At 64.3% G+C, this 21,473-nt stretch carries 19 protein-coding genes; 6 read left to right on the top strand and 13 right to left on the bottom strand.

Annotated elements, in window-relative coordinates; all coding sequences use genetic code 11:
* The first annotated feature begins 353 nt into the window (after positions 1-353).
* Positions 354-1,628 carry an acyl-CoA dehydrogenase family protein gene (locus Q2941_RS26690; protein WP_458194215.1) on the top strand — a complete coding sequence of 425 codons (1,275 nt, stop codon included), beginning with the start codon at positions 354-356 and terminating at the stop codon, positions 1,626-1,628.
* 119 nt (positions 1,629-1,747) lie between these two features.
* Here Q2941_RS26690 and yghU read toward each other — a convergent pair whose 3' ends face one another.
* Positions 1,748-2,629 (bottom strand): glutathione-dependent disulfide-bond oxidoreductase, encoded by an 882-nt coding sequence (gene yghU / locus Q2941_RS26685; protein WP_027525854.1) that lies wholly within the window; start codon positions 2,627-2,629, stop codon positions 1,748-1,750.
* 242 nt (positions 2,630-2,871) lie between these two features.
* On the opposite strand from yghU, the gene Q2941_RS26680 reads away from it, so the two are divergent.
* Both Q2941_RS26680 and Q2941_RS26675 read left to right on the top strand, forming a co-directional pair.
* Entirely contained in the window at positions 2,872-4,005 is a 1,134-nt protein-coding gene (locus tag Q2941_RS26680; protein ID WP_458194214.1) for a nitronate monooxygenase, read from the top strand.
* A gap of 120 nt (positions 4,006-4,125) precedes the next feature.
* Positions 4,126-5,643 (top strand): acetyl-CoA acetyltransferase, encoded by a 1,518-nt coding sequence (locus tag Q2941_RS26675; RefSeq protein ID WP_458194213.1) that lies wholly within the window; start codon positions 4,126-4,128, stop codon positions 5,641-5,643.
* A 135-nt stretch (positions 5,644-5,778) separates the two neighbouring features.
* On the opposite strand, the gene Q2941_RS26670 is transcribed toward Q2941_RS26675, so the two are convergent.
* The 4 genes from Q2941_RS26670 to ltnD all read right to left on the bottom strand — a co-directional run bounded on the left by Q2941_RS26670 (position 5,779) and on the right by ltnD (position 10,634).
* Positions 5,779-7,470: a methyl-accepting chemotaxis protein gene (locus Q2941_RS26670; protein WP_027525851.1), complete on the bottom strand. Its 1,692-nt coding sequence runs from the start codon at positions 7,468-7,470 to the stop codon at positions 5,779-5,781.
* Between the two features lie 179 nt (positions 7,471-7,649).
* Positions 7,650-8,927 (bottom strand): 3-oxo-tetronate kinase, encoded by a 1,278-nt coding sequence (gene otnK / locus Q2941_RS26665; protein ID WP_458194212.1) that lies wholly within the window; start codon positions 8,925-8,927, stop codon positions 7,650-7,652.
* Positions 8,924-9,706: a 2-oxo-tetronate isomerase gene (otnI, locus tag Q2941_RS26660; RefSeq protein WP_458194211.1), complete on the bottom strand. Its 783-nt coding sequence runs from the start codon at positions 9,704-9,706 to the stop codon at positions 8,924-8,926. Before otnI ends, otnK begins: the two co-directional genes overlap by 4 nt.
* Before the next feature lie 13 nt (positions 9,707-9,719).
* A complete protein-coding gene (gene ltnD / locus Q2941_RS26655; protein ID WP_458194210.1) occupies positions 9,720-10,634 on the bottom strand; it encodes an L-threonate dehydrogenase in 915 nt (304 codons plus the stop codon).
* A gap of 119 nt (positions 10,635-10,753) precedes the next feature.
* Between ltnD and otnC the strand changes: the two genes are divergently transcribed.
* Complete coding sequence (gene otnC, locus Q2941_RS26650) at positions 10,754-11,419, top strand: 3-oxo-tetronate 4-phosphate decarboxylase (protein WP_458194209.1); 666 nt, start codon at positions 10,754-10,756, stop codon at positions 11,417-11,419.
* A 262-nt stretch (positions 11,420-11,681) separates the two neighbouring features.
* Here otnC and Q2941_RS26645 read toward each other — a convergent pair whose 3' ends face one another.
* The 6 genes from Q2941_RS26645 to Q2941_RS26620 all read right to left on the bottom strand — a co-directional run bounded on the left by Q2941_RS26645 (position 11,682) and on the right by Q2941_RS26620 (position 17,138).
* On the bottom strand, positions 11,682-12,386 hold the full coding sequence (locus Q2941_RS26645) for an ABC transporter ATP-binding protein (RefSeq protein ID WP_458194208.1): 705 nt from the start codon (positions 12,384-12,386) through the stop codon (positions 11,682-11,684).
* Positions 12,370-13,101 (bottom strand): ABC transporter ATP-binding protein, encoded by a 732-nt coding sequence (locus tag Q2941_RS26640; RefSeq protein WP_458194207.1) that lies wholly within the window; start codon positions 13,099-13,101, stop codon positions 12,370-12,372. The genes Q2941_RS26645 and Q2941_RS26640 overlap by 17 nt, the downstream gene beginning before the upstream one ends.
* Positions 13,098-14,075, bottom strand: a complete 978-nt coding sequence (locus Q2941_RS26635; RefSeq protein ID WP_254106998.1) for a branched-chain amino acid ABC transporter permease — start codon at positions 14,073-14,075, stop codon at positions 13,098-13,100. Before Q2941_RS26635 ends, Q2941_RS26640 begins: the two co-directional genes overlap by 4 nt.
* Positions 14,075-14,953 carry a branched-chain amino acid ABC transporter permease gene (locus tag Q2941_RS26630; protein WP_458194206.1) on the bottom strand — a complete coding sequence of 293 codons (879 nt, stop codon included), beginning with the start codon at positions 14,951-14,953 and terminating at the stop codon, positions 14,075-14,077. Before Q2941_RS26630 ends, Q2941_RS26635 begins: the two co-directional genes overlap by 1 nt.
* Positions 14,954-14,987: 34 nt before the next feature.
* A complete protein-coding gene (locus Q2941_RS26625; RefSeq protein WP_027525841.1) occupies positions 14,988-16,238 on the bottom strand; it encodes an ABC transporter substrate-binding protein in 1,251 nt (416 codons plus the stop codon).
* Between the two features lie 84 nt (positions 16,239-16,322).
* Positions 16,323-17,138: a putative hydro-lyase gene (locus tag Q2941_RS26620; protein ID WP_458194205.1), complete on the bottom strand. Its 816-nt coding sequence runs from the start codon at positions 17,136-17,138 to the stop codon at positions 16,323-16,325.
* A gap of 119 nt (positions 17,139-17,257) precedes the next feature.
* Between Q2941_RS26620 and Q2941_RS26615 the strand changes: the two genes are divergently transcribed.
* Entirely contained in the window at positions 17,258-18,175 is a 918-nt protein-coding gene (locus Q2941_RS26615; protein ID WP_027525839.1) for a LysR family transcriptional regulator, read from the top strand.
* 31 nt (positions 18,176-18,206) lie between these two features.
* Positions 18,207-19,457 (top strand): Zn-dependent hydrolase, encoded by a 1,251-nt coding sequence (locus tag Q2941_RS26610; protein WP_458194204.1) that lies wholly within the window; start codon positions 18,207-18,209, stop codon positions 19,455-19,457.
* 157 nt (positions 19,458-19,614) lie between these two features.
* Here the strand turns inward: Q2941_RS26610 and Q2941_RS26605 are convergent, their stop codons facing one another.
* Positions 19,615-20,256 carry a hypothetical protein gene (locus Q2941_RS26605; protein WP_245288143.1) on the bottom strand — a complete coding sequence of 214 codons (642 nt, stop codon included), beginning with the start codon at positions 20,254-20,256 and terminating at the stop codon, positions 19,615-19,617.
* Positions 20,257-20,348: 92 nt separating this feature from the next.
* Positions 20,349-21,422 carry a tartrate dehydrogenase gene (locus Q2941_RS26600; RefSeq protein ID WP_254107004.1) on the bottom strand — a complete coding sequence of 358 codons (1,074 nt, stop codon included), beginning with the start codon at positions 21,420-21,422 and terminating at the stop codon, positions 20,349-20,351.
* Between the last annotated feature and the right edge of the window lie 51 nt (positions 21,423-21,473).

Genomic DNA, 21,473 nt, shown 5'->3' with positions numbered 1-21,473 from the left:
ATTCCCCGCGACCCGGCTACGCCAAGGCTTCGCCGGGGCATGAGGTCTTAGGCCCGCCGAAGCTTCAGTGTAGGCGGCAAGCGGGGAATCCAGTACGCCGCGGCCTCTCCGTATCCCATCGCTGCCTCTGGAATACCGGATCGCCCGCCCCAGTGCGCAATTGCGCACAAGGCGGGCGATGACAGCGAGAGTGTGGTCCACGCGCGCCTCAAGCGTTTTAAACATCGTTTGATCCACGCTGATAAATTCCGCGGCGTGGCAGAGCGCGTCTTTCAAAAAACCACGCTCGCGCTTTCGGCTTGCCGCGTCTATTGTCGCGGCAATCGCAGCTCACTCAATCGGGAGGAACAAGAATGAAACACGCCTATGTGCCCCGCACCACCAACTACACGCTCAATCCCGGCGACGAGCTCAATGATCTGCGCATGTCGGACCAGGTCCGGCCGCTCTATGACCATGTGAAGAAGTTCATCCGCGAGACCGTCGAGCCGATGACGGTGGAGTTCATCAAGCACGGCCAGAAGAAAGACGACCGCTGGAGCTTTACGCCGGGTCAGCTCGAGGTGCTGGAGAAGGCCAAGAACAAGGCGAAGGAGGAAGGCCTGTGGAACTTCTTCCTGCCCGACGACGACACCGGCCAGGGCCTGAAGAACCTCGACTACGCCTATATCGCCGTCGAACTCGGCAAGAGCCCGCTGGCCTCGGAAACCATGAACTGCTCGGCGCCCGACACCGGCAACATGGAGGTGCTGGAGCGCGTCGGCACCAAGGCGCAGAAGGAGAAGTGGCTGAAGCCGCTGTTGAATGGCGAGATCCGCTCGGCCTACGCCATGACCGAGCCGAATGTCGCTTCATCCGATGCCAAGAACATCTCGACGACCGCAAAGCTCGTCGGCGACGAATGGGTGATCAACGGCGAGAAGTATTACATCTCAGGCCTTGGCGATCCCCGCTGCAAGATCATGATCGTGATGGTCAAGACCAATCCCGATGCGCCGCCGAGCAAGCAGCAGTCGCAGATCCTGGTGCCGAAGGACACGCCCGGCGTCGAAATCTTGGGACCGATGCACGTGTTCGGACAGGACCATGCGCCGCGCGGACACATGCACATGCGCTTCAACAATGTGCGCGTGCCCAAAGACAACATCCTGCTCGGTGAAGGCCGCGGCTTCGAGATCTCGCAGCTCCGCCTCGGACCCGGGCGCATCCATCACTGCATGCGTACCATCGGCAAGGCCGAGAAGGCGCTCGACATGATGGTGCAGCGTGGCCTCACCCGCGAAGCCTTCGGCAAGAAAATCGCCCATCTCGGCGGCAACCTTCAGATCATCGCGCAGGCACGCTGCGAGATCGAGGCGATGCGGCTGATGGTGCTGAAGGCGGCAAAGGCCATGGACGTGCTGGGCAACAAGGAGGCGCGCGTCTGGGTCTCCATGGTCAAGGCCATGGTGCCGGAGCGCGCCTGCACCATCATCGACCAGGCGATCCAGATGCACGGCGCCACCGGCATCTCGCAATGGACGCCGCTCGCCGAGATGTACCAGGACGTCCGCCACCTGCGCTTTGCGGATGGCCCCGACGAGGTGCACTGGATGGTGGTGGGACGGCATGAGCTGAGCATGCCGTAAAGGTACGGCCGTCGTAGGGTGGGCAAAGCGAAGCGTGCCCACCTCTTCCGTCGCAATCTTTGAAAGATAGTGGGCACGGCGCTGCGCGCCTTTGCCCACCCTACAGCTCGCGGATGGACTTACGACGCGGCCGCCGCCTGAAGCTTGTCCTGCGTCCTGGTCTCGAAATCCGATGCGTCGTGGCGCTCGTGCAGTTGGCTCGCGGGATCGCCGGAGACGCGGTTGACCATGCGGCCGCGCTTCACGGCCGGGCGCTTGGCGATCTGATCGGTCCAGCGCTGCACGTTCTTGTAGTCCTGCACGGACAGGAATTCGCCCGCGCCATAGACCAGCCCCTTGGCGAGCGCGCCGTACCAGGGCCACACCGCGATGTCGGCGATCGTGTACTCACCGCCGGCAAGGTACTCGCTCTCCGCAAGCCGCCGGTCGAGCACGTCGAGCTGGCGCTTGGTTTCCATCGCGAAGCGGTCGATGGCGTATTCGATCTTGGTCGGCGCATAGGCGTAGAAATGCCCGAAGCCGCCGCCGAGATAGGGCGCGCTGCCCATCTGCCAGAACAGCCAGGACATCGCCTCGGTGCGCGTCTTGATATCCTTGGGCAGGAAGGCGCCGAATTTCTCGGCGAGGTAGACGAGGATCGAGCCGGACTCGAAGACGCGGATCGGCTCGGGGCCGGAGCGGTCCAGCAGCGCGGGGATCTTCGAGTTCGGATTGATGGCGACGAAGCCGCTGCCGAACTGGTCGCCCTTGCCGATATTGATCAGCCAGGCGTCGTATTCCGCGCCCTTGTGGCCGAGCGCCAGGAGCTCCTCCAGCATCACGGTCACCTTGACGCCGTTCGGGGTCGCCAGCGAATAGAGCTGGAGCGGATGGCGGCCGACCGGCAGCTCCTTGTCGTGCGTCGGGCCTGCGATCGGCCGGTTGATGCTGGCAAACTGCCCGCCACTCGGCTTATTCCAGGTCCAGACTTTGGGCGGCTCGTAGGCGGGTGCGTCGGTCATGCAAAGGACTCCAGCGCGGAAGGCGCGTGGGGAGTTAGCTAGCGATAGCGGAGAGATTGGCAAGAGCGCCGGGTTGCATTGGCAGATGGGCGCCCTCCCCGTTTCGTCATGGCGGGGCATAGCCGCCCGTCTGGCGCCTGCGCGCAAGAAGCCCAGGGCGAACCGGCTTTGCATTGCGACGAGGCCGGGCTAGCGTTTCGCCAAGGCAAGGGCAACACCGAGCCGGCCGCCGGGAGGGACAGATGAAATCACCGATCTGCGAGATGCTGGGAATCGAGTTCCCCCTGTTCGCCTTCAGCCATTGCCGCGACGTCGTGGCCGCCGTGAGCCGCGCCGGCGGTTTTGGCGTGCTGGGCGCCACCGTGCACACGCCGGATACCCTCGAGCGCGAGCTGAAATGGATCGACGACCACGTCGACGGGAAGCCCTATGGCGTCGACGTGCTGATCCCCGAAAACATCTCGACGGCGGGCGAGAAGGACGTCACCTGGAAGAGCCTGGAAGCGCGCATTCCGCAGGCACATCGCGACTACACGCGCAACCTCCTGAAGAAGTACGACATCGAGCTGACCAGCACCTCCGTCGCCGACAACCGGCCGCAGCCGTTCGACGCCAAGACGGCGCTGGAGCTCTTGGAGGTCTCCTTCCGTCATCCGATCCGGCTGATCGCCAATGCGCTGGGCGTGCCACCGAAATCGATGATCGAGATGGGCAAGGCGCACGGCGTGCCGGTGGCCGCACTTGTCGGCGCCAAGGAGCACGCGCTGCGCCATGTCGCGGCCGGTGTCGACATCCTGGTTGCACAGGGCACCGAGGCCGGAGGGCATTGCGGCGAGGTCTCGACCATGGTGCTGGTGCCGGAAGTGATCAAAGCTGTGAAGCCGATCCGCGACGTACCGGTGCTGGCGGCCGGCGGCATCATGACGGGGCGCCAGATGGCCGCCTGCATGGCGATGGGCGCGGCCGGCGCGTGGACCGGCTCGGTGTGGCTCGCCACGACCGAGTCGGAGACCACGGAGATTTTTCGCGAGAAGATGATCGCGGCCTCCTCGCGCGACGCGGTGCGCTCGAAGGGCCGCACGGGAAAACCCGCGCGGCAGCTCCGCTCGGTCTGGACCGATGCATGGGACCGCGCACCGGACAGCCCGGGCGCGCTGCCGATGCCGCTGCAAAGCATCGTCAGCCGCGACGCCTTCAACTCGATCGACCGCGCGGCCGCAGCCGGCAATGCGCGGGCGCGCGACCTCGTCAGCTACTTTGTCGGCCAGGGCGTCGGTCTCGTCGACAGCGTGAAGTCGGCAGGCGCGGTGGTGCAGGAGTTCAAGGAAGAGTTCGCCGAAGCCGTCGAGCACATGAATGCGCTGGTGGCGGAGTAGCATCCATCGTCATTGCGAGCGAAGCGAAGCAATCCAGGGGCTTTCCGCGGAGACACTCTGGATTGCTTCGTCGCTTCGCTCCTCGCAATGACGAAACAACTTACATCGTGAATTGAAGTTATGACAGACAAGACCAGCATCCCCCCAGACCGCATTCCCGTCATCGTCGGCGTCGGCGAGATCGTCGACCGGCCCAAGGAAATCGCCGAGGGCCTCGAGCCGCTCGATCTGCTGGAACAGGCGCTGCGGCGCGCCGAAGAAGATGCCGGCGCAAAGCTGCTCGGCGAGGTGCAATCGCTCGACGTCGTCAACTTCCTGAGCTGGCGCTATCGCGATCCCGAAACGCTGCTGGCGCAGCGGCTCGGCATCGCGCCTTCGCATTGCTATTACGGACCGGTCGGCGGCGAGAGCCCGATCCGGTATCTGCATCACGCCGCTCAGCGCATCGCGCGCGGCGAATGCAGCGTCGCCGCCATCTGCGGCGCGGAAGCGCAGTCGACCGCGACCAAGGCGGAGCGCGCCGACGCAAAATTGCCATGGACGCCGTTTGCGCATGACGTCGAGGAGCCGAAGCGCGGCGCGGCGTTCCAGAAGCCGCTCGCCGTGAAGCTCGGCGTGTTCCGCCCAGTCACCGTCTATCCCTTCTACGAGGCCGCATCCTCGGCCCATTGGGGCCAGACGCCGCGCGAGGCGATGGCGGAATCAGGCACGCTGTGGTCGCGCTATTCGGAGACCACCGCGCAAAATCCCAACGCCTGGCTGAAGCGGCGCTTTGCGCCGGACGAGATCACGACACCGACCGCGGACAACCGCCTGATCGCCTGGCCCTACACGAAACTCATGGTCGCCAACCCCATGGTCAACATGGGCGGCGCGCTGCTGCTCACCAGTCTTGCCAAGGCGCGCGCGGCCGGCTTTGCCGAGGACCGGCTGGTCTATCCGCTCGGCGGCGCCTCGGCCGAGGAGCCGCGCGACTATCTCCTGCGCGACCAGTTCTATGAGAGCCATCCGCAGAATGCGGTGCTGAAGGCGGTGATCGATCTCGCCGGCGGCGACGGCAAAGCGTTCGACGCGATCGAGCTCTACAGTTGCTTTCCTTGCGTGCCCAAGATGGCGCGGCGGACGCTGGGCCTCGGGCCCGACGTGCAGCCGACCGTGACCGGCGGCCTCACCTTCTTCGGCGCGCCGCTCAACACCTACATGACGCATGCGGCCTGCGCGATGGTGCGGACGTTGCGCAATGGCGCGAAACTCGGCCTGCTCTACGGTCAGGGCGGCTTTGTCACCAAGCACCACGCCCTCGTGCTCTCGAAAACACCGCCGCGCGCGGCGCTGGCGCAGGACACGAGCGTGCAGCTTGATGCCGACCGCAACAAGCGCGTGGTGCCGGAGTTCGTGACCGAGGCTTCAGGCGCGGGCAAGGTCGAGAGCTTTACGGTGATCTACGGCCGCAATGGCAACATCGAGCACGGCGTCGTCATGCTGCGCACGGAAGACGAGCGGCGCACGCTGGCGCGCATTCCGGCGAGCGACGGCGCGACGCTGACACATCTGCTCGATATGGAGCGCACGCCGGTCGGCTCGCTCGGCCAGATCACGATGGCGGAGGACGGCGTGCCGGAGTGGCGGGTGGCGTAAGCGAACGCGCGCTCGCGCCAAAATTTGTAGGGTGGGCAAAGCGAAGCGTGCCCACCGTTTCTCTAGCGGGAGACGTGGTGGGCACGTCGCTCACGCTCCTTTGCCCACCCTACAATCTACGTCAATGTCAACAGATCACGCCGCGCGAACGTTGGTCAGGAATTTGCTGACCTCGGTCTTCAGGCGACTCGAGTCGTTCGACAGCATCCGCGCCGCCGACAGCACCTGCGAGGAGGCCGTGCCGGTCTCGGTCGCGCCGCGCTGCACGTCGGTGATGTTGGAGGAGACCTGCTGGGTGCCCTGCGCCGCCTGCTGCACGTTGCGGGCGATCTCCTGGGTCGCGGCGCCCTGCTCTTCCACCGCCGCTGCAATGGCCGAGGATATCTCGGAGAGGCGTTCGATGGTCGAGGAGATTTCCCTGATCGCACCCACGGATTCGTTGGTGGCGGCCTGGATGCCGGTGATCTGCTGGCCGATCTCGCCGGTCGCCTTCGCCGTCTGCTCGGCGAGCGCCTTCACTTCGGAGGCCACCACTGCGAAGCCGCGTCCGGCTTCGCCCGCACGCGCCGCCTCGATGGTCGCATTCAGCGCCAGAAGGTTGGTCTGGCCGGCGATGGTGTTGATCAGCTCGACGACGTCGCCGATGCGGGAGGCGGCCTTGGAGAGCTCGCTGACGCGTTCGCTGGTGGTGCGGGCCTGGCCGACGGCGTCGCCCGCCATCCGCGCCGATTCCTGGACCTGACGGCTGATCTCGCCGACCGACGAGGCCATCTCCTCGGTGGCTGAGGCCACCGACTGCACGTTGGTGGAGGCTTCTTCCGAAGCGGCGGCGACCGTGGTCGCCATCTGCTGGGAGCGATCGGCGGTCGCCGTCAGCGTCGAGGCGGACGCTTCGAGCTGGGTCGAGGCCGACGAGACTGTCTGCACGATCTCGCCGATCATGGATTCGAATTCGCGGGTGATGTTGTCGACACGGCGGCCGCGCTCGATCTTGACCTCGGCATCGCGCGCGGCGGCTTCGTCAGCCGCCTTCTTGGCGACCAGCGCTTCCTTGAAGACCTGGAGCGCGTCGGCCATGGCGCCGATCTCGGTCTTCTCTCCCCGATGCGGCACTTCCGCGCTCAGGTCGCCCTTGCCCAGCGCCTGCATCGGCTCGACGATGGAATTGATGCCGCTGGAGACATCGCGGATCATGTAGAAGCTGAGGCCGATGCCGATGACGAGCGCGACGCCGAGAATGACGGATACCAGCATGAAGGCGAAGGAATAGCTGTCGGCGGCATCCTGAGCCGCCTGGTTACCGCCTTTGGTGTTGAGCTCGATATCCTTTTTCAGCACCTCGTCCGATTGCAGGCCGAGCTTGCCAACGATCTTGGCGTTCAGCTCACGCGCATCGTGCGGGATCTTGCCGATATCCCTGCGCGACAGCGCCATGACATCGTCCGTACCCCTCTTGTAGTCGTCCCAGAGCTTGGACCATTCGGTGTACAGTGCTCGCTCCTCCGGCGAGGTGATCATCGGCTCGTATTCCTTGCGGGACTTGGCCAGTGCCTCGATCACGTCCCCGACCGTCTTTTCTGCCGCAAGCTTTTCCTCGATCGTTTCGGCCAACAGATGACCGCGTACCATGGTGCGATAAGTGAGGACGTTGGCGCGGAGCTCGCCGAGCACCCGAACGCTCGGCATCCAGCTCGTGGCGATATCGACGGTGTTGGCGTTGATCGCCCGCATCTTCATGACGGCAAGCACACCCATGCCGGTCATCGCGGCCAGAAGGAAGGCCACGACGCTGATGATCTTGGCACGAATGGAAATTCTCGCGAGCATTGCTGGTCTCTTGTCTTGGATCGCGGCGTTCGAGCCACGACCGCGCGTCAGGAATAGCTGCAACCAAAAGGAGTGCGGCCGACATCCAACAACAAACGACCTGAGCAGATGTTAACTACGGACTCCGTACGAGTACGGAACCCGAAAGAAATAAACAGAGGACTAAGAGAGCCCTGCGCTCAGCGCATGAGCCCAAGCGCATCAGAGAAAAACTCCGGCCCGCCGAAATTGCCTGATTTAAGGGCAAGCAGCATGCCGCCTTCGTTTGCGCCCACAGCGCGCAACACCGGGACTCCGGCAGCGATCTCCGCGCCGACGAGGAAGCCCGGAATCTTCAAGCGGTCGACGACGGCGCCCGATGTTTCGCCGCCGGCAACGACCAGACGCCGAACGCCCGACTGCACCAATCCTTCGGCGATATCGGCCATGGCCTGCTCGATGGCGTGACCGGCAGCATCACGGCCGTGACGCGCCTGCACTGCTGCGACCGCCTCCGGCGTGGCGCTCGAGGCGATCAGCACCGGACCATCAGCGAGCCGCGGCCGTGCCCAGGCCAGCGCGTGCTGCGCTTCGCCACCGCCTGCGACAATTTGCTCGGGGTTTAGATGTAACACCGGCATGACACGCTCGGCATTCGCGATCTGCTGAAGGGTCGCCTGCGAGCAGCTTCCGGCGAGACACGCCGCCAGTCCGCCGACCAGCGCACTCGCCTCGACATCTGCGACAATCGGACTCACCCTCCCCGTGGAGACGAGCGCCCGCGCCAGCCCAAGGCCGATGCCGGAGGCGCCGACCGACAGCCGGTGGCCAGCTGCGACGAGGCCGATGGTCTCGAGATCACGGTCGAACACGGCGTCAATGATCGCGGCGCCCAAGCCCTTGGCCGAGAGCTCAGTGAGCTGCGCACGCACGGCGTCCGCGCCGCGCGTCACGGCAGCGAGATTCACGAGCCCAACCTTCGTCCTGCCCTGCCGCGCCAACACCCGCACCAGGTTGGAATCGTGCATCGGGTTGAGTGGATGGTCTTTCAGCGGGCTCTCGTTGAGCGGAACAGTGCCGACAAACAAATTGCCCTGGTAGACGGTGCGACCGGTTTCGGGGAAAGCCGGCGTCACCAGCACGATCGCCTCACCGCAGTCGTCGCGCAGCGCGTCCATCACCGGGCCGATATTGCCGGCGTCGGTCGAATCGAAGGTCGAGCAGATCTTGAACAGCACATGGCCCGCACCGCGGCCGCGCAGCCATTTCTCCGCCGCGCGCGAGCGCGTCACCGCAAGTCCCGCCTCGATCGAGCGGCTCTTCAAGGACACCACGACCGCGTCGACCTCGGGCAGTGCGAGGTCGTCCGCGGGAACGCCGATGGTCTGCACGGTGCGTAGGCCCGCGCGCGTCAGCGTGTTGGCGAGATCCGAGGCGCCGGTATAGTCGTCGGCGATGCAACCCAACGCAAGTGTCACGACTTTGCTCCGGCGTAAGGCTTGAACCAGGCGAGACCATCGGTGGTCTTGCCGCGCGGATTGTATTCGCAGCCGACGAAGCCGGCATAGCCGAGCCGGTCGAGCTCGGCGAACAGGAAGGGATAGTTCAGCTCTTCGCTATCGGGCTCGTTGCGCGAGGGAATGCTCGCGATCTGGATATGGCCGATGATCGGCATCATCTCGCGCAGGCGCATGGTGACGTCGCCATGGATGATCTGGCAGTGATAGATGTCGAACTGGAGCTTGAGGTTCGGGATCCTCAGCTCCTCGACCACATCGCGCGCGAAGCCGAAATCGTTGAGGAAATAGCCGGGGACATTGCGCGGGTTGATCGGCTCGATCACGATGTCGATGCCGTGCGGCGCAAAGAACTCCGCGGCCCACGCCACCGACTTGTAGAATGCCTCGATCGCGAGGCGATCGCCGCGGTTCGCCATGCCGGCCATCAGGTGCATACGCTTCACGCCGGTCGCTTTGGCGTAAGGCAGCGCCGTCTCCAGACTCTGCTTGAGATCGCCGAAGCGCGAAGGCAGCGCCGCAAAGCCCTTCTCGCCGGCGTCCCAGTTACCGGGCGGCAGGTTGAACAGCGCCTGAGTAAGGCCGTTGCGCTTCAGCCGCTCGCCGACCGCTTCGGCCGGGTGCTCATAGGGAAACAGGAATTCGACGGCGGTGAAGCCGGCCTGTGCGGCGGCATCGAAGCGGTCGAGGAACGGCACCTCGGTGAACATCATCGAGAGGTTGGCGGCAAAACGGGGCATCGGAATCCTCTTGTTATTTATCGCCTGGCAACTTCACACCGGTGACCTGCGCATACATCCGGGCCACCGACGCATCGTCGTCGCGACCCATGCCAGCCGCGGCGGTCATGAGGAACATCTGGAGCGCCGCGGCCGAGACCGGCACCGGGAATTTTGCCGAGCGCGCCATGTCCTGGATGATGCCGAGGTCCTTCACGAAAATCTCGACCGCGCTGCGCGGGGTGTAGTCGCCGTCGAGCACGTGCGGCATGCGGTTCTCGAACATCCAGGAGTTGCCGGCGGAGGCCGTGATCACCTCGTAGACCTTCCGGATGTCGAGACCCTGCTTGGCGGCAAAGGCGATCGCTTCCGAGGCGGCGGCGATGTGCACGCCGGCGAGGAGCTGGTTGATCATCTTGAAGGCCGCGCCCTGGCCCGCGGCATCGCCGAGCTCGTAGAGCTTTGCCGCCATCGCATCGAGCGCGGGGCGCGCCTTGGCGAACGCAGCAGGGCTGCCGGAGGCGAGGATGGTCAGCTCTCCCTGCGCGGCGCGCTGCGCTCCACCGGAGATCGGCGCATCCAGGTAGTGCCGGCCGGTCGCCTCGAGCTGCTTTGCGAGGCGCCGGGCGACGTCGGGGTCCATGGTGGCGGAGGAGATGAACACGCTGTCCTTCGGCAGGGTCTCGGCCGCGCCGTTTTGGCCGAACAGGATCGCCTCGGTCTGCGCCGCGTTGACGACGACGCTGACGACGACATCCGCCTCCCGAGCCGCCTCCGCCGGCGTCTTCGCGCCCGCGCCGCCGTCCTTGACGAAGCGCGCGACCGTGTCGGCCGAGACATCGCAACCGGTGACGGCAAATCCCGCCCGTTTCAGCGAAGTGGCCATGCCAAAGCCCATCGAGCCGAGCCCGATGACGGCGATACGCGATTTTTGCGAGGCTGACGACATGCGATTGGTCCCCTGGAACGTTCCTCAATGGCCGGTCTCGGCGGCCTGTTGAACCGCATATCACGGCTTGGCCGCGCTGCCAAAGCGTGAGACAACGAGGCCAACAGGGCGCTCCTTTCATGAGCAATGACAGCAAACTACGCGAGGATATCTGCCGCTTCGGCCGCTCGCTGTTCGAGCGCGGCCTGACGCCGGGCTCCTCCGGCAACATCAGCGTGAAGCTCGAGGATGGCGGCTGGCTGGTGACGCCGACCAACGCCTCGCTCGGCTTCCTTGATCCCGCGCGGCTGTCGCGGCTCGATCCCTCCGGCCGGCTCGTCTCGGGCGATGCGCCGACCAAGGAGGTTCCGCTGCACACCGCGCTCTACGAGACGCGGGGCGCAGCGCGGGCCATCGTGCATCTGCATTCGACCCATTCGGTTGCGCTCTCGATGCTGCCCGAGATCGACCCGCGCGCCGCACTGCCGCCGATGACGGCCTATTACCTGATGAAATGCGGCGCCACCGCGCTCGTGCCCTATTACCGCCCCGGCGATCCCGCGGTGGCAGACGCAATCAAGGGGCTGGCGGGTAAATATTCATCCGTGCTGCTCGCCAATCACGGCCCGGTCGTCGCCGGCGACACGCTGGAAGCCGCCGTGTTCGCGACCGAGGAGCTCGAAGAGACGGCAAAGCTCTATCTGCTGCTGCGCGGGCTGAACCCGCGCCATCTGTCGCCGGAGCAGGTGAATGATCTGGTGAAGGTGTTCGGGCTCACGCTGCCGGAGCATGGCGAGCACGACTAGCGCCATCCGCTATGGGCGCGACGATATCTCCCCAACCACCGCTGTCATTCCCCGCGAATGCGGGGAATCCAGTACGCCGCGGCTTCTCCGTATCCAACTGCTGTCTCTGGAATACTGGATCGCCCGCTTTCGCGGGCGATGACAGCGAGAAGTTGGAAAGCCCCTGTCTCAATCCCGTCATCGCGAGCGCAGCAATCCAGAATCTCAACGCGGAAAGACACTGGATTGCTTCGTCGCTTTGCTCCTCGCAATGACGGGCAATCTACAGCCCCAGATACGCCTTGCGCACGTCCGGGTTGCCCTTGATCTCGGCGGACGGGCCCTGCATCAGCACGCGGCCGGTTTGCAGGATGTAGGCGCGGTCGGCGATCTCCAGGCACTCGGCCATGCGCTGCTCGACGATCAGCACGGTCATGCCGGCGTCGCGGATGCGTTTGACGGCCTGAAAGATCTCATCGACGAGCTTTGGCATGATGCCCTGCGACGGCTCGTCCAGCATCAGCAGCCGCGGACGCGTCATCAGGGCGCGGCCGATCGCGAGCATCTGCTGCTCGCCACCGGAGAGCGTCTCGGCGCGCTGTTCGAGACGTTCGGACAGACGCGGGAACAGGTTGAAGACGAGGTCGAGCGGCCCTTCGCGGTTCGCTTCGCCGCGGTAAAGATAGCTGCCGAGGCGAAGATTGTCGCGCACCGACAGACGCGGGAACAGGCGGCGGTTCTCCGGCACATAGGCGATGCCGGTGGCCGTGATGTGATGCTGCGCCATGCCGTCGAGCCGCTTGCCGTCGAAGGTGACGGTGCCGGAGCGCGGACGCTCGGCACCAGCGATGGATTTCAGCAGCGTCGACTTACCGGCGCCGTTGGCGCCGGCAACGCAGACGATCTCGCCCTTCTCGACATGGATCGACGCGGAGGAGATCGCAACCAGCCCCTGATAGGCGGTCGTGACTTCATGCACCCTGAGCATGACGATCTCCCAGATATGCGCTGATCACCTTGGGATCGCGGACGACGTCAGCGGGCTTGCCCTCGACCAGCACCTTGCCGAGATCGAGCACGATGGCGCGGTCGACGAGCGGCATCACGATTTCCATGACGTGCTCGACCATCAGCACGGTGATGCCGGCATCGCGCACCTTGCGCACCAGCGCGACGCCTGTCTGCGCTTCCGTCGGCGTGAGGCCGGTGAGGACTTCGTCGAGCAGCAAGAGCTTTGGCTCGGTCGCAAGCGCGCGCGCCACTTCAAGGCGCCGCTTCTCGGCCGGCACGAGGTCGCTTGCGAGCACGCCTGCGCGCGCGGCAAGGCCGGTGAACTCCAATACCTCATGCGCCTTGCGACGCGCCTCGCGCATCACGGTGTTGCGCACCAGCGCGCCGACGATGACGTTGTCGACGACCGTCATGGTCTCAAAGCTCTTGACGACCTGGAAGGTGCGCCCGACGCCGCGCTGGCAGCGCTCGGCCGCGGGCATGCGCGTGACATCCTCGCCGTCGAACCAGATCGAGCCTTGCGTCGGCGGCAGGACGCCGGCGATGAGATTGAACAGCGTCGACTTGCCTGCGCCGTTGGGTCCGATCAGCCCGACGATCTCGCTGCGGCCGACCGAGATCGAGACGTCGGAGTTGGCGACGAGGCCGCCGAAGCGCTGCCAGACGCCGCGGGTTTCAAGGAGCGCGGTCATCGTGCGGCTCCCTTGCGCGAGGAAAACAGGCTCACCAGCCCTCGCGGCAGCGCCAGCGAGATCAGGATGATCAGTGAGCCATAGACGATGAGGTCGACGCCGCGGCCGGAGCCGCCGATATAGGAGCGCGTCAATTCCGTCAGCGGGATCAGGATGACCGCGCCGAGCGCGGGTCCCCAGAGAGTGCCGATCCCGCCCAGCACCGCCGGCAGCGCCATGAGCAGCGAGAACTGGAAGCCCATCACGCTTTCAGGATCGATATAGGAGACGAACTGCGCATAGAAGCTGCCGCCAACTGCGACCAGGAAGGCCGAGACGGCCGCGGCGCCCATCTTGGAATTGAACACGTCGACGCCCAGACTCTCGGCGGCCTGCGGATTGTCCTTCACCGCACGCCACCAAAAGCCCCATTTGGAATCTTCCAGCCACCAGGTGACGAACCACGCGACACAGGCGAGCACGAGGGCAAAATAGAAGTACGGCAGCTTGCTTCGCGTGAACTGGAACTTCAGCCAGCTGTCGCCGCGCACGGGAATGTCGATGCCGAGCGCTGCGCCCGCCCAGTCCCAGTTCTGGATCAACAGCAGCGCGATCTCGGCGATCACGATGGTGGCGATGGCGAAATAGTGGCCGCCGAGCCGGAAACAGGGATAGCCGAGCGCCATCGCGATCGCTGCGGAGATCAAACCGCCGGCGATCATCCCGAACCACGGCAGCACTCCGAACTTCATGAAGAGAAGCGCGGTGGTGTAGGCACCCAACCCGAAATAAAGGGCGTGGCCCAGCGAAATCTGTCCGCAATAGCCGGAGAGGATATTCCAGCTCTGCGATAACGCTGCGTACATCAGCGTCAGGATCATGATGTTCTGGACGTAGACGTCCTTCACGAACAGCGGCACCAGTGCCGCGATCGCCGCCAACACGGCGGCTATGATCAGGTCGCGGCGGCGCCGCGAGGAAAAATCCTTGTCCATCACATCGACCCGAACAGGCCGCGCGGCCGGATGAAGACCACGAGGAGATAGACGGCGTAGATGCCGACCGATTTCAGCGATGGCGGCAGCACCAGCGCGGTCGTTGCTTCGACCAAACCGACGACGATACCGCCGGCGAAGGCGCCGAACACGCTGCCGAAGCCGCCGAGGGCCACCGTGACATAGGCGATCAGCGCAAAGGACGCGCCGACGTCGGGATAAATATAGAAGAAGACCGCCATGATGGCGCCGGACAGACCGACCAGGGCCGCCCCGAGGCCCCAGCCGAGCGCGAACACGCGGTTCTTGTCGATCCCAACGAGCGCGACCGCGCCGGGGTCTTCACGAGTCGCCTCTAGCGCGCGGCCGAAATCGGTGCGGTTGATGAAGAAATAGAGCCCGGCAAACGCCGCGATCGACACCAGGGCGCCAACGAGCTGCGGCTCCGGCAGGAAGATGCCGGCGACCGACACCGTCTTGCCACCGAGCCAGGAGTGCGTGACGCTGCGATAGTCCGGCGTGAAGAAGAGCTGCGCCAATCCGCGCATCACGATCGCCAGGCCAAATGTCGCGAAGATCTGCACCATGCCGGCGTTGGCCTTGGCGCGCATCGCAAAGCGCACGATCAAGAGATAGATCAGGGCCCCGAACACGAACAAGGCCGCGGCGACCAGCGGCGCCGAGAGCAAGGGGTCGATCGCGAAGAAGGCGAACAGGAAGAAGGTCGCGTACATCGCGATCATCAGGAACTCGCCATGGGCGAAGTTCACGACGTCCATCAGACCGAAGATCAGGGCGAGCCCGACCGCGATCAATCCATAGAGCAGCCCCATCAGGAGGCCGCTCGCAAGACTTTGGATAATGGTCTCGGTTGTCACAGTGCTTGGTCCCCCACCCTGCCCTGCGGCCTGTTTACTTCATCGGCCAGATCGGTTCGGCCACCGCGGCCTGCGCCGGCGAGATGGTGACGAACTTGCCGCCGACATATTGCAGAAGCACGGGATCGGCATCGTTGTTCTGGCCCATCTCGTCGAACTTCACGCGCTTCCATGGCATGATGGTCTGCTCGCCCGGCATCTCGGTTGCGGCCAGAGCGTCGCGGATCTTCTCGCCGTCGGTGGACTTGGCGCGGTTGATGGCGTCCGCCATGATGATCATGGTCATGAATTCCCGCGAGGTGTTGTCGTTGAGATCCTTGCCGGACTTCGCCTTGAACATGTCGTTGATCTTGCCGACCATCGGCCGCTTGGCGGCGAGATCGAGCGAGAAGCTGCCGCGGGTGATCACACCCTCGACCTTGTCGCCGACCGCGTCATAGAACGCCTTCTCGGAGAAGCCGGCGGCCTGCGCCACGATGGAGTTCGGCTTGTAGCCGAGCTCACCCATGGTCTTGATCAGAAGGATGCCGTCGGTGGTGTAGCTCGAGGGCATCAGCACGTCGGCGTTGGCAGCCTTCAGTTGCTGCACTTCGGCCGACAGCGACGGCGAATTGGCACGATACTTGATGTCGGCGGCGACCTTGTAGCCGCGCTCGGCGGCAAGCTTGAGCTGCGCATTCGACGAGTCAGTGCCAAAGATCGTGTCCTCGTGGAACAGGGCCAGCGACTCGATCTTGGTCCCCTTCCTCTTCATCGCATCAAGGAAATCGAACATTGCCGCCGAGAACATCTCGTCGTGCGGCGAGGCACGGAAATAGTATTTCAGGCCGCGGCGATGCAGGCTGGGCGAGGAGTTGTCGGCCGACATGAACGGTATCTGGTAACGTTCGCAGATCTGGCTGACGGTGACCGCGACAGCGCTCTGATAGGTGCCGAGCACCGCACAGACCTTTTCCTGCGTGATCAGGCGTTCGGCCTCGGCGCGGCCCTTCTGCGGATCGCCCTGGTGATCGGCGAAGACCAGGCGGATCTTGGCGCCGCCGAGGCCCGGCAGTCCTTCACCCTTGGCTAGCGGCAGGTCAAGTTCGAAGTCCTTGTTGATGATGTCGACCGCAGTCTCGAATGCGCGCTGCGCATCGACGCCGATCTGGGCGTTGGCGCCCGACAAGGGATAGGTCAGGCCGATCACCACTTCCGAGGTCTGCGCGCGAGCTGCGAGCGGCATGAGTGCAGCAGTTGCGGTAGCAGTAGCTCCGAGCAGAACGTCGCGGCGCGTGATCGTCATTAGCAAATTCCCCTCTTATTTGCGGCTATCGATGGAGCGATTGGTGTGTACGGTAAAGCCCGAAGAAGCAGCATACGCTGCCCATTAAATCACGGCCATGTTCTTGTTCTTCAGGTCCGTCACCAGCATCAGCCCCGGCGAATGCGTGATCGCGAACGGCAGCTTCGCGGCATTGATGACGGACTGCGGCGTGACGCCGCATGCCCAGAACACCGGGATCTCGTCATCGGCGACCGGCACGGGATCGCCGTAGTCGGGCTTGGCGATGTCCTTGATGCCGATCAGGTGCGGATGGCCGAGATGCACGGGCGCGCCGTGCACGGCGGGGTAGCGCGAGGTGATCTGCACCGCGCGGATCGCATCGGCCGGCTTGAATGGACGCATCGACACCACCATTGGGCCCGCGAACGGTCCCGAGGCGCCGCACGCGATGTTGGTGCGGTACATCGGCACGCGCACATTGTGCTCGATGTGGCGGATCGGCATGCCCTCGTCGAGCAGCGCCTCTTCAAAGGAGAACGAGCAGCCGAGCACGAAGGTCACGAGGTCGTCGCGCCAGTGTTTCGTGATGTCGGTCGGCTCTTCCACGACCTCACCGTCGCGCCACACGCGATAGCGCGGCACGTCGCTGCGGATGTCGAGATCGGCGCCAAGCGCGGGGATGTACGGACTGCCGACGTCGGACATGCCGATGATCGGGCACGGTTTTGGATTGAGCTGGCAGAAGCGGTGAAAGGCGCTGGCGTATTTCTCGGGCAGGATCGCCAGATTGCCCTGCACGAAGCCGGGGGCAACGCCGGCCGTCGAGCTGACCTGTCCGCTGCGATAAGCGAGCCGCGCCTGACGGCTCGGAAGGGCGTTGTTTGTTTCAGTTTGCTGCGCTGCCACCAAAACAGTCATTTGATCGACCTGCCTATAATCTCGACAAGGACAGCCAACACCAGCCGTGCTATAAAGTCTAATCTTCCTTTCTAATATAGATCGATAAATTCCATTTATCGATTGGAAAACTCCGTCCAATGCTGGACTTCAGGTCGATCGAAACCTTCCTCTGGGTTGTGAAGCTCGGCAGCTTCCGCGGGGCCGCGCAACGGCTCAACACCACCCAGCCGGCGATCTCCCAGCGCATTGCCCAGCTCGAGCGCGAGATGGGCGTCAAGCTCCTCAACCGCGATCATCGGATCGCCTCGCCGACGCCGAGCGGCCGGCAGATGATGGTCTATGCGGAAAAGCTGATCGGCCTGCGCGCGGCGATGATGGCCGAGATCGGCAACGCGTCGGCGATGCGCGGCGTGATGCGGCTGGGTGTCGCCGAGACCATCGTGCACACCTGGCTGCCGCGGCTCGTCAAGAGCGTGAACGAGATCTACCCGAACCTGTCGCTCGAGATCGAGGTCGACATCACGCCGAACCTCACAGCGCGCCTCTTGGCACAGGAGATCGAGCTTGCCTTCGTGGTCGGACCGCTATCGGCTTCCGGCGTGCATAACCGCGTGCTGACGGAATATCCGATCGGCTTTCTCGCAAGCCCTTCGCTCGGGCTCGGCCACGGTCCGGTCACCAGGCAGGACCTTGCGCGCTTTCCGATCATCACCTTCCCGCGCAAGACCAGACCGTATGAGGCCGTGCGCGAGGTCTTCGACCGGCCCGAGCTGCCCCCGATCCGTCTGCATGCCTCCGCGTCGCTCGCGACCGTCATCCACATGGCGGTCGAGGGACTTGGCATCGCGGTGATCCCCGCCGCGATCGTCGAGAACGAGCTCGCCGACGGACGGTTGCAGCTGCTCGATACCGACCTCAACATCACGCCGCTGACCTTCACGGCAAGCTGGCTCGCCTCGCCCGACGTCATCGCCGTCGAGCGCGTCGCCGATCTCGCGCGGCAGATCGCGCAAAAGAGTCTCGCGGTTGACGCGGAGATGACGGCGCGTCATTGAAATTGGGCCTGACAGGAATGGAAATAGACGCATGAGCCGAGCCGCCACCAATCTGCAAATCGATTCCGCCCGCCTCTGGGGCTCCATCCACGAGACCGCGCAATTCGGCGCGACGCAGAAGGGCGGCGTGCGGCGGCTGACACTGAGCGCCGAGGACAAGCAGGTGCGCGACTGGTTCCGCAATGCGTGCGAGGATGCCGGCCTCGAGGTGCACATCGACGCGCTCGGCTCGATGTTCGGCTTGCGGAGGGGCCGTGACCTGTCGAAGCTGCCCGTCGGCATCGGCTCGCATCTTGATACGCAGCCGACCGGCGGCAAGTATGACGGCATTCTGGGGACGCTCGGCGCGCTCGAGGTGATCCGCACGCTGAACGACGCCGGCATCGAGACCGAGGCGCCGATCTGCGTCGTGAACTGGACCAACGAGGAAGGCTCGCGCTTTGCGCCCGCGATGATGGCGTCCGCCGCCTATGTCGGCGATTTCACCACCGACGATATCCTGTCGCGCAAGGACGCCGAGGACGTCACGGTCGGCCAGGCCCTCGATACGATCGGCTATCGCGGCGACAAGCCTGTCGGCTTCCAGAAACTCGGCTGCTTCGTCGAACTGCATATCGAGCAGGGACCGATCCTGGAGGCGGAAGCCAAGACCATCGGCGTCGTCGACTCCGGCCAGGGGGTGCTGTGGTATGACGGCCATATCACCGGCTTCGAAAGCCATGCCGGCTCGACGCCGATGCCGCTGCGCCGCGACGCGCTGGCGACCTTGTCCGAAATCGTGCTGGCGATGGAGGCCATCGCGAAGAAGCACGGGCCGAAAGCCGTCGGCACCATCGGCGAGGCCGTGATCGCAAATCCCTCGCGCAACGTGATCCCCGGCGAGATCGCCTTCACCATGGATTGCCGCAGCGCAGATGCCGCGATCATGGACGCGCTCGATCGCAACCTGCGCGCGGCCATTGCCGAGATCGCCGCGCGGCGCAAGGTCGAGGTGAAGCTTGATCTGGTCTGGCGCAAGGCGCCGACGCATTTTGATCCCAAGCTCATTGCGGCCGTCGAGAATGCCGCCAATACGCTCGGCTATTCCAGCCGCCGCATCACCTCCGGTGCCGGTCACGATGCCTGCAACCTCAACACCGTGATGCCGGCGGCGATGGTGTTCGTACCCTGCAAGGACGGCATCAGCCACAACGAGCTCGAAGACGCGACGCAGGCAGACTGCACCGCTGGCGCCAACGTATTGATGCACACCGTGCTGGCGATTGCGGGCGTTGCGTCTTGAGAGACGGGCGCTGTCGTCGTCGCGGACAACAACTCGTAGGGTGGGTTAGCCTTGCGACTGCGCGAAGCGCAGTTCGCTGGGCGTAACCCACCGCTTTTCTGGCCACATAGGTGGTGGGTACGCCTTCCGCCCCAGCTCGATGCAGCTGCTCGGAAGGTCAGTTGCAGGTCGTGTTCATGTTGGTGCAGATCGCCGTGGTCCAGCCGATGCCCTTCTTGACCTGAACCTTGAGAAATTCGCCCCAGCAGCCCAACATGTCGACACGCTGATCCCCGGAGACGTGAGAATCGACCAGGTCAGTTCGGATATCGTGATTGCGATAGACTACGCCGCCGTTTTGCAGACCGCTGATGCCCACCACACTTTTGTGCAGATACCCCTTTCCCTGGAAAATGACCTTGCCGCCTGATGGCTGATCGGCGTCGATCAGATTGGCGCGGTCGATCTCGTACCAGTCACCGAACTGGCCGGTGACATGCACGCCGATCCAGCCGTCACTCGTGGTGTTCTTCAGCAACGCGATGGCATTTCCGCCCGGAGTTGCCCTTACATTGGTGCCCTTGGGGTCGGTATCGGTAACGTCGATGTTCACATTGCAGGCCTGCTTCTGCGCGGTCTGGGCCAGGCAGACTGTGGTCGGCGTCAGCGCCAGAAACAAGACAAAGACAGCAGGACTTTTCATCGGAGTTTCACGGTTGGGTTTCGGTGAGAGTTGCGCCGCGGCTTGGTCATCCGCTTCTCTGTCGAAGCCCGTTGATGTCGGGTTCGAGGCACGCCGAAAGAAATCGCGACGAAGCAATCGTAAGGTGGGTTAGCGAAGCGTAACCCACCGCTTTTGTGCCGCATAAGGGGTGGGTTAGTCTTCAGCTAACCCACCCTGCGCACCGAGGCCTAATCCACCATCTCCGCGACCGCCTTGCCGCAGGCGGTCGTGTCGGCGTTGCCGCCGAGGTCTTTCGTGCGCAACGTGCGTTCGGCGAGCGTGCGCTCGATGGCGTCGACGATCGACTTGCCGGCTTCCTTCTCGCCGAGATGCTCGAACATCATCGCGCCCGACCAGATCATGCCGATCGGGTTGGCAATGCCCTGCCCCGCGATATCGGGCGCCGAGCCGTGCACGGGCTCGAACACCGACGGGAAATTGCGTTCGGGGTTGATGTTGCCCGACGGCGCGATGCCGATGGTGCCGGTGCAGGCGGGGCCGAGATCGGAGAGGATGTCGCCGAACAGGTTGGAGCCGACCACGACGTCGAACCAGTCCGGATGCAGCACGAAGTTCGCCGTCAAGATGTCGATGTGGTACTTGTCCCACTTCACGCCCGGAAACTTCTTCGCCATCGCCTCCACGCGCTCGTCCCAATAGGGCATGGTGATCGAGATGCCGTTGGACTTGGTCGCCGAGGTCAGGTGCTTCTTCGGCCGCGACTGCGCGAGCTCGAAGGCGAATTTCAGGATACGGTCGACGCCGACGCGGGTCATCACGGTCTGCTGCGTGACGAATTCGCGGTCGGTATCCGGGAACATGCGGCCGCCGACGGACGAATATTCGCCTTCGGTGTTCTCACGCACCACCCAGAAATCGATATCGCCGGGCTTGCGGTTCGCAAGCGGCGACGGCACGCCGGGCATCAGCCGGACCGGGCGCAGGTTCACATACTGGTCGAACTCGCGGCGGAACTTGATCAGCGACCCCCACAGCGAGACGTGATCCGGAATTTTTGCCGGCCAGCCGACCGCGCCGAAGTAGATCGCGTCATGCTTGCCGATCTTCTCCTTCCAGTCGTCAGGCATCATCTGGCCGTGCTTCTCGTAATAGTCGTAGGACGAAAAGTCGAAATGATCGAACTGCACGGAGACGCCGTGTTTCTTCGCGGCCGCCTCCAGCACGCGCAGCCCCTCGGGCATCACTTCCTTGCCGATGCCGTCGCCGGGGATCACCGCGATCCGGTATTGTTTCTTGCTCATTCTGGTTGTCCTGGAAGCTTTCTTTGGAAATTGTCCTGGCTTGATCTGGCC

This window comes from Bradyrhizobium sp. UFLA05-153 (assembly GCF_054185185.1).
Note: the sequence above shows the minus strand (reverse complement) of the source record. Positions and strands in the feature narration are given on the sequence as shown.

Bases quoted from the DNA above. Each gene is read 5' to 3' on its own strand.
- Q2941_RS26690 (WP_458194215.1), top strand. From the start codon at position 354: ATGAAACACGCCTATGTGCCCCGCACCACCAACTACACGCTCAATCCC.
- yghU (WP_027525854.1), bottom strand. From the start codon at position 2,629: ATGACCGACGCACCCGCCTACGAGCCGCCCAAAGTCTGGACCTGGAAT.
- Q2941_RS26680 (WP_458194214.1), top strand. From the start codon at position 2,872: ATGAAATCACCGATCTGCGAGATGCTGGGAATCGAGTTCCCCCTGTTC.
- Q2941_RS26675 (WP_458194213.1), top strand. From the start codon at position 4,126: ATGACAGACAAGACCAGCATCCCCCCAGACCGCATTCCCGTCATCGTC.
- Q2941_RS26670 (WP_027525851.1), bottom strand. From the start codon at position 7,470: ATGCTCGCGAGAATTTCCATTCGTGCCAAGATCATCAGCGTCGTGGCC.
- otnI (WP_458194211.1), bottom strand. From the start codon at position 9,706: ATGCCCCGTTTTGCCGCCAACCTCTCGATGATGTTCACCGAGGTGCCG.
- ltnD (WP_458194210.1), bottom strand. From the start codon at position 10,634: ATGTCGTCAGCCTCGCAAAAATCGCGTATCGCCGTCATCGGGCTCGGC.
- otnC (WP_458194209.1), top strand. From the start codon at position 10,754: ATGAGCAATGACAGCAAACTACGCGAGGATATCTGCCGCTTCGGCCGC.
- Q2941_RS26645 (WP_458194208.1), bottom strand. From the start codon at position 12,386: ATGCTCAGGGTGCATGAAGTCACGACCGCCTATCAGGGGCTGGTTGCG.
- Q2941_RS26640 (WP_458194207.1), bottom strand. From the start codon at position 13,101: ATGACCGCGCTCCTTGAAACCCGCGGCGTCTGGCAGCGCTTCGGCGGC.
- Q2941_RS26635 (WP_254106998.1), bottom strand. From the start codon at position 14,075: ATGGACAAGGATTTTTCCTCGCGGCGCCGCCGCGACCTGATCATAGCC.
- Q2941_RS26625 (WP_027525841.1), bottom strand. From the start codon at position 16,238: ATGACGATCACGCGCCGCGACGTTCTGCTCGGAGCTACTGCTACCGCA.
- Q2941_RS26620 (WP_458194205.1), bottom strand. From the start codon at position 17,138: ATGACTGTTTTGGTGGCAGCGCAGCAAACTGAAACAAACAACGCCCTT.
- Q2941_RS26615 (WP_027525839.1), top strand. From the start codon at position 17,258: ATGCTGGACTTCAGGTCGATCGAAACCTTCCTCTGGGTTGTGAAGCTC.
- Q2941_RS26610 (WP_458194204.1), top strand. From the start codon at position 18,207: ATGAGCCGAGCCGCCACCAATCTGCAAATCGATTCCGCCCGCCTCTGG.
- Q2941_RS26600 (WP_254107004.1), bottom strand. From the start codon at position 21,422: ATGAGCAAGAAACAATACCGGATCGCGGTGATCCCCGGCGACGGCATC.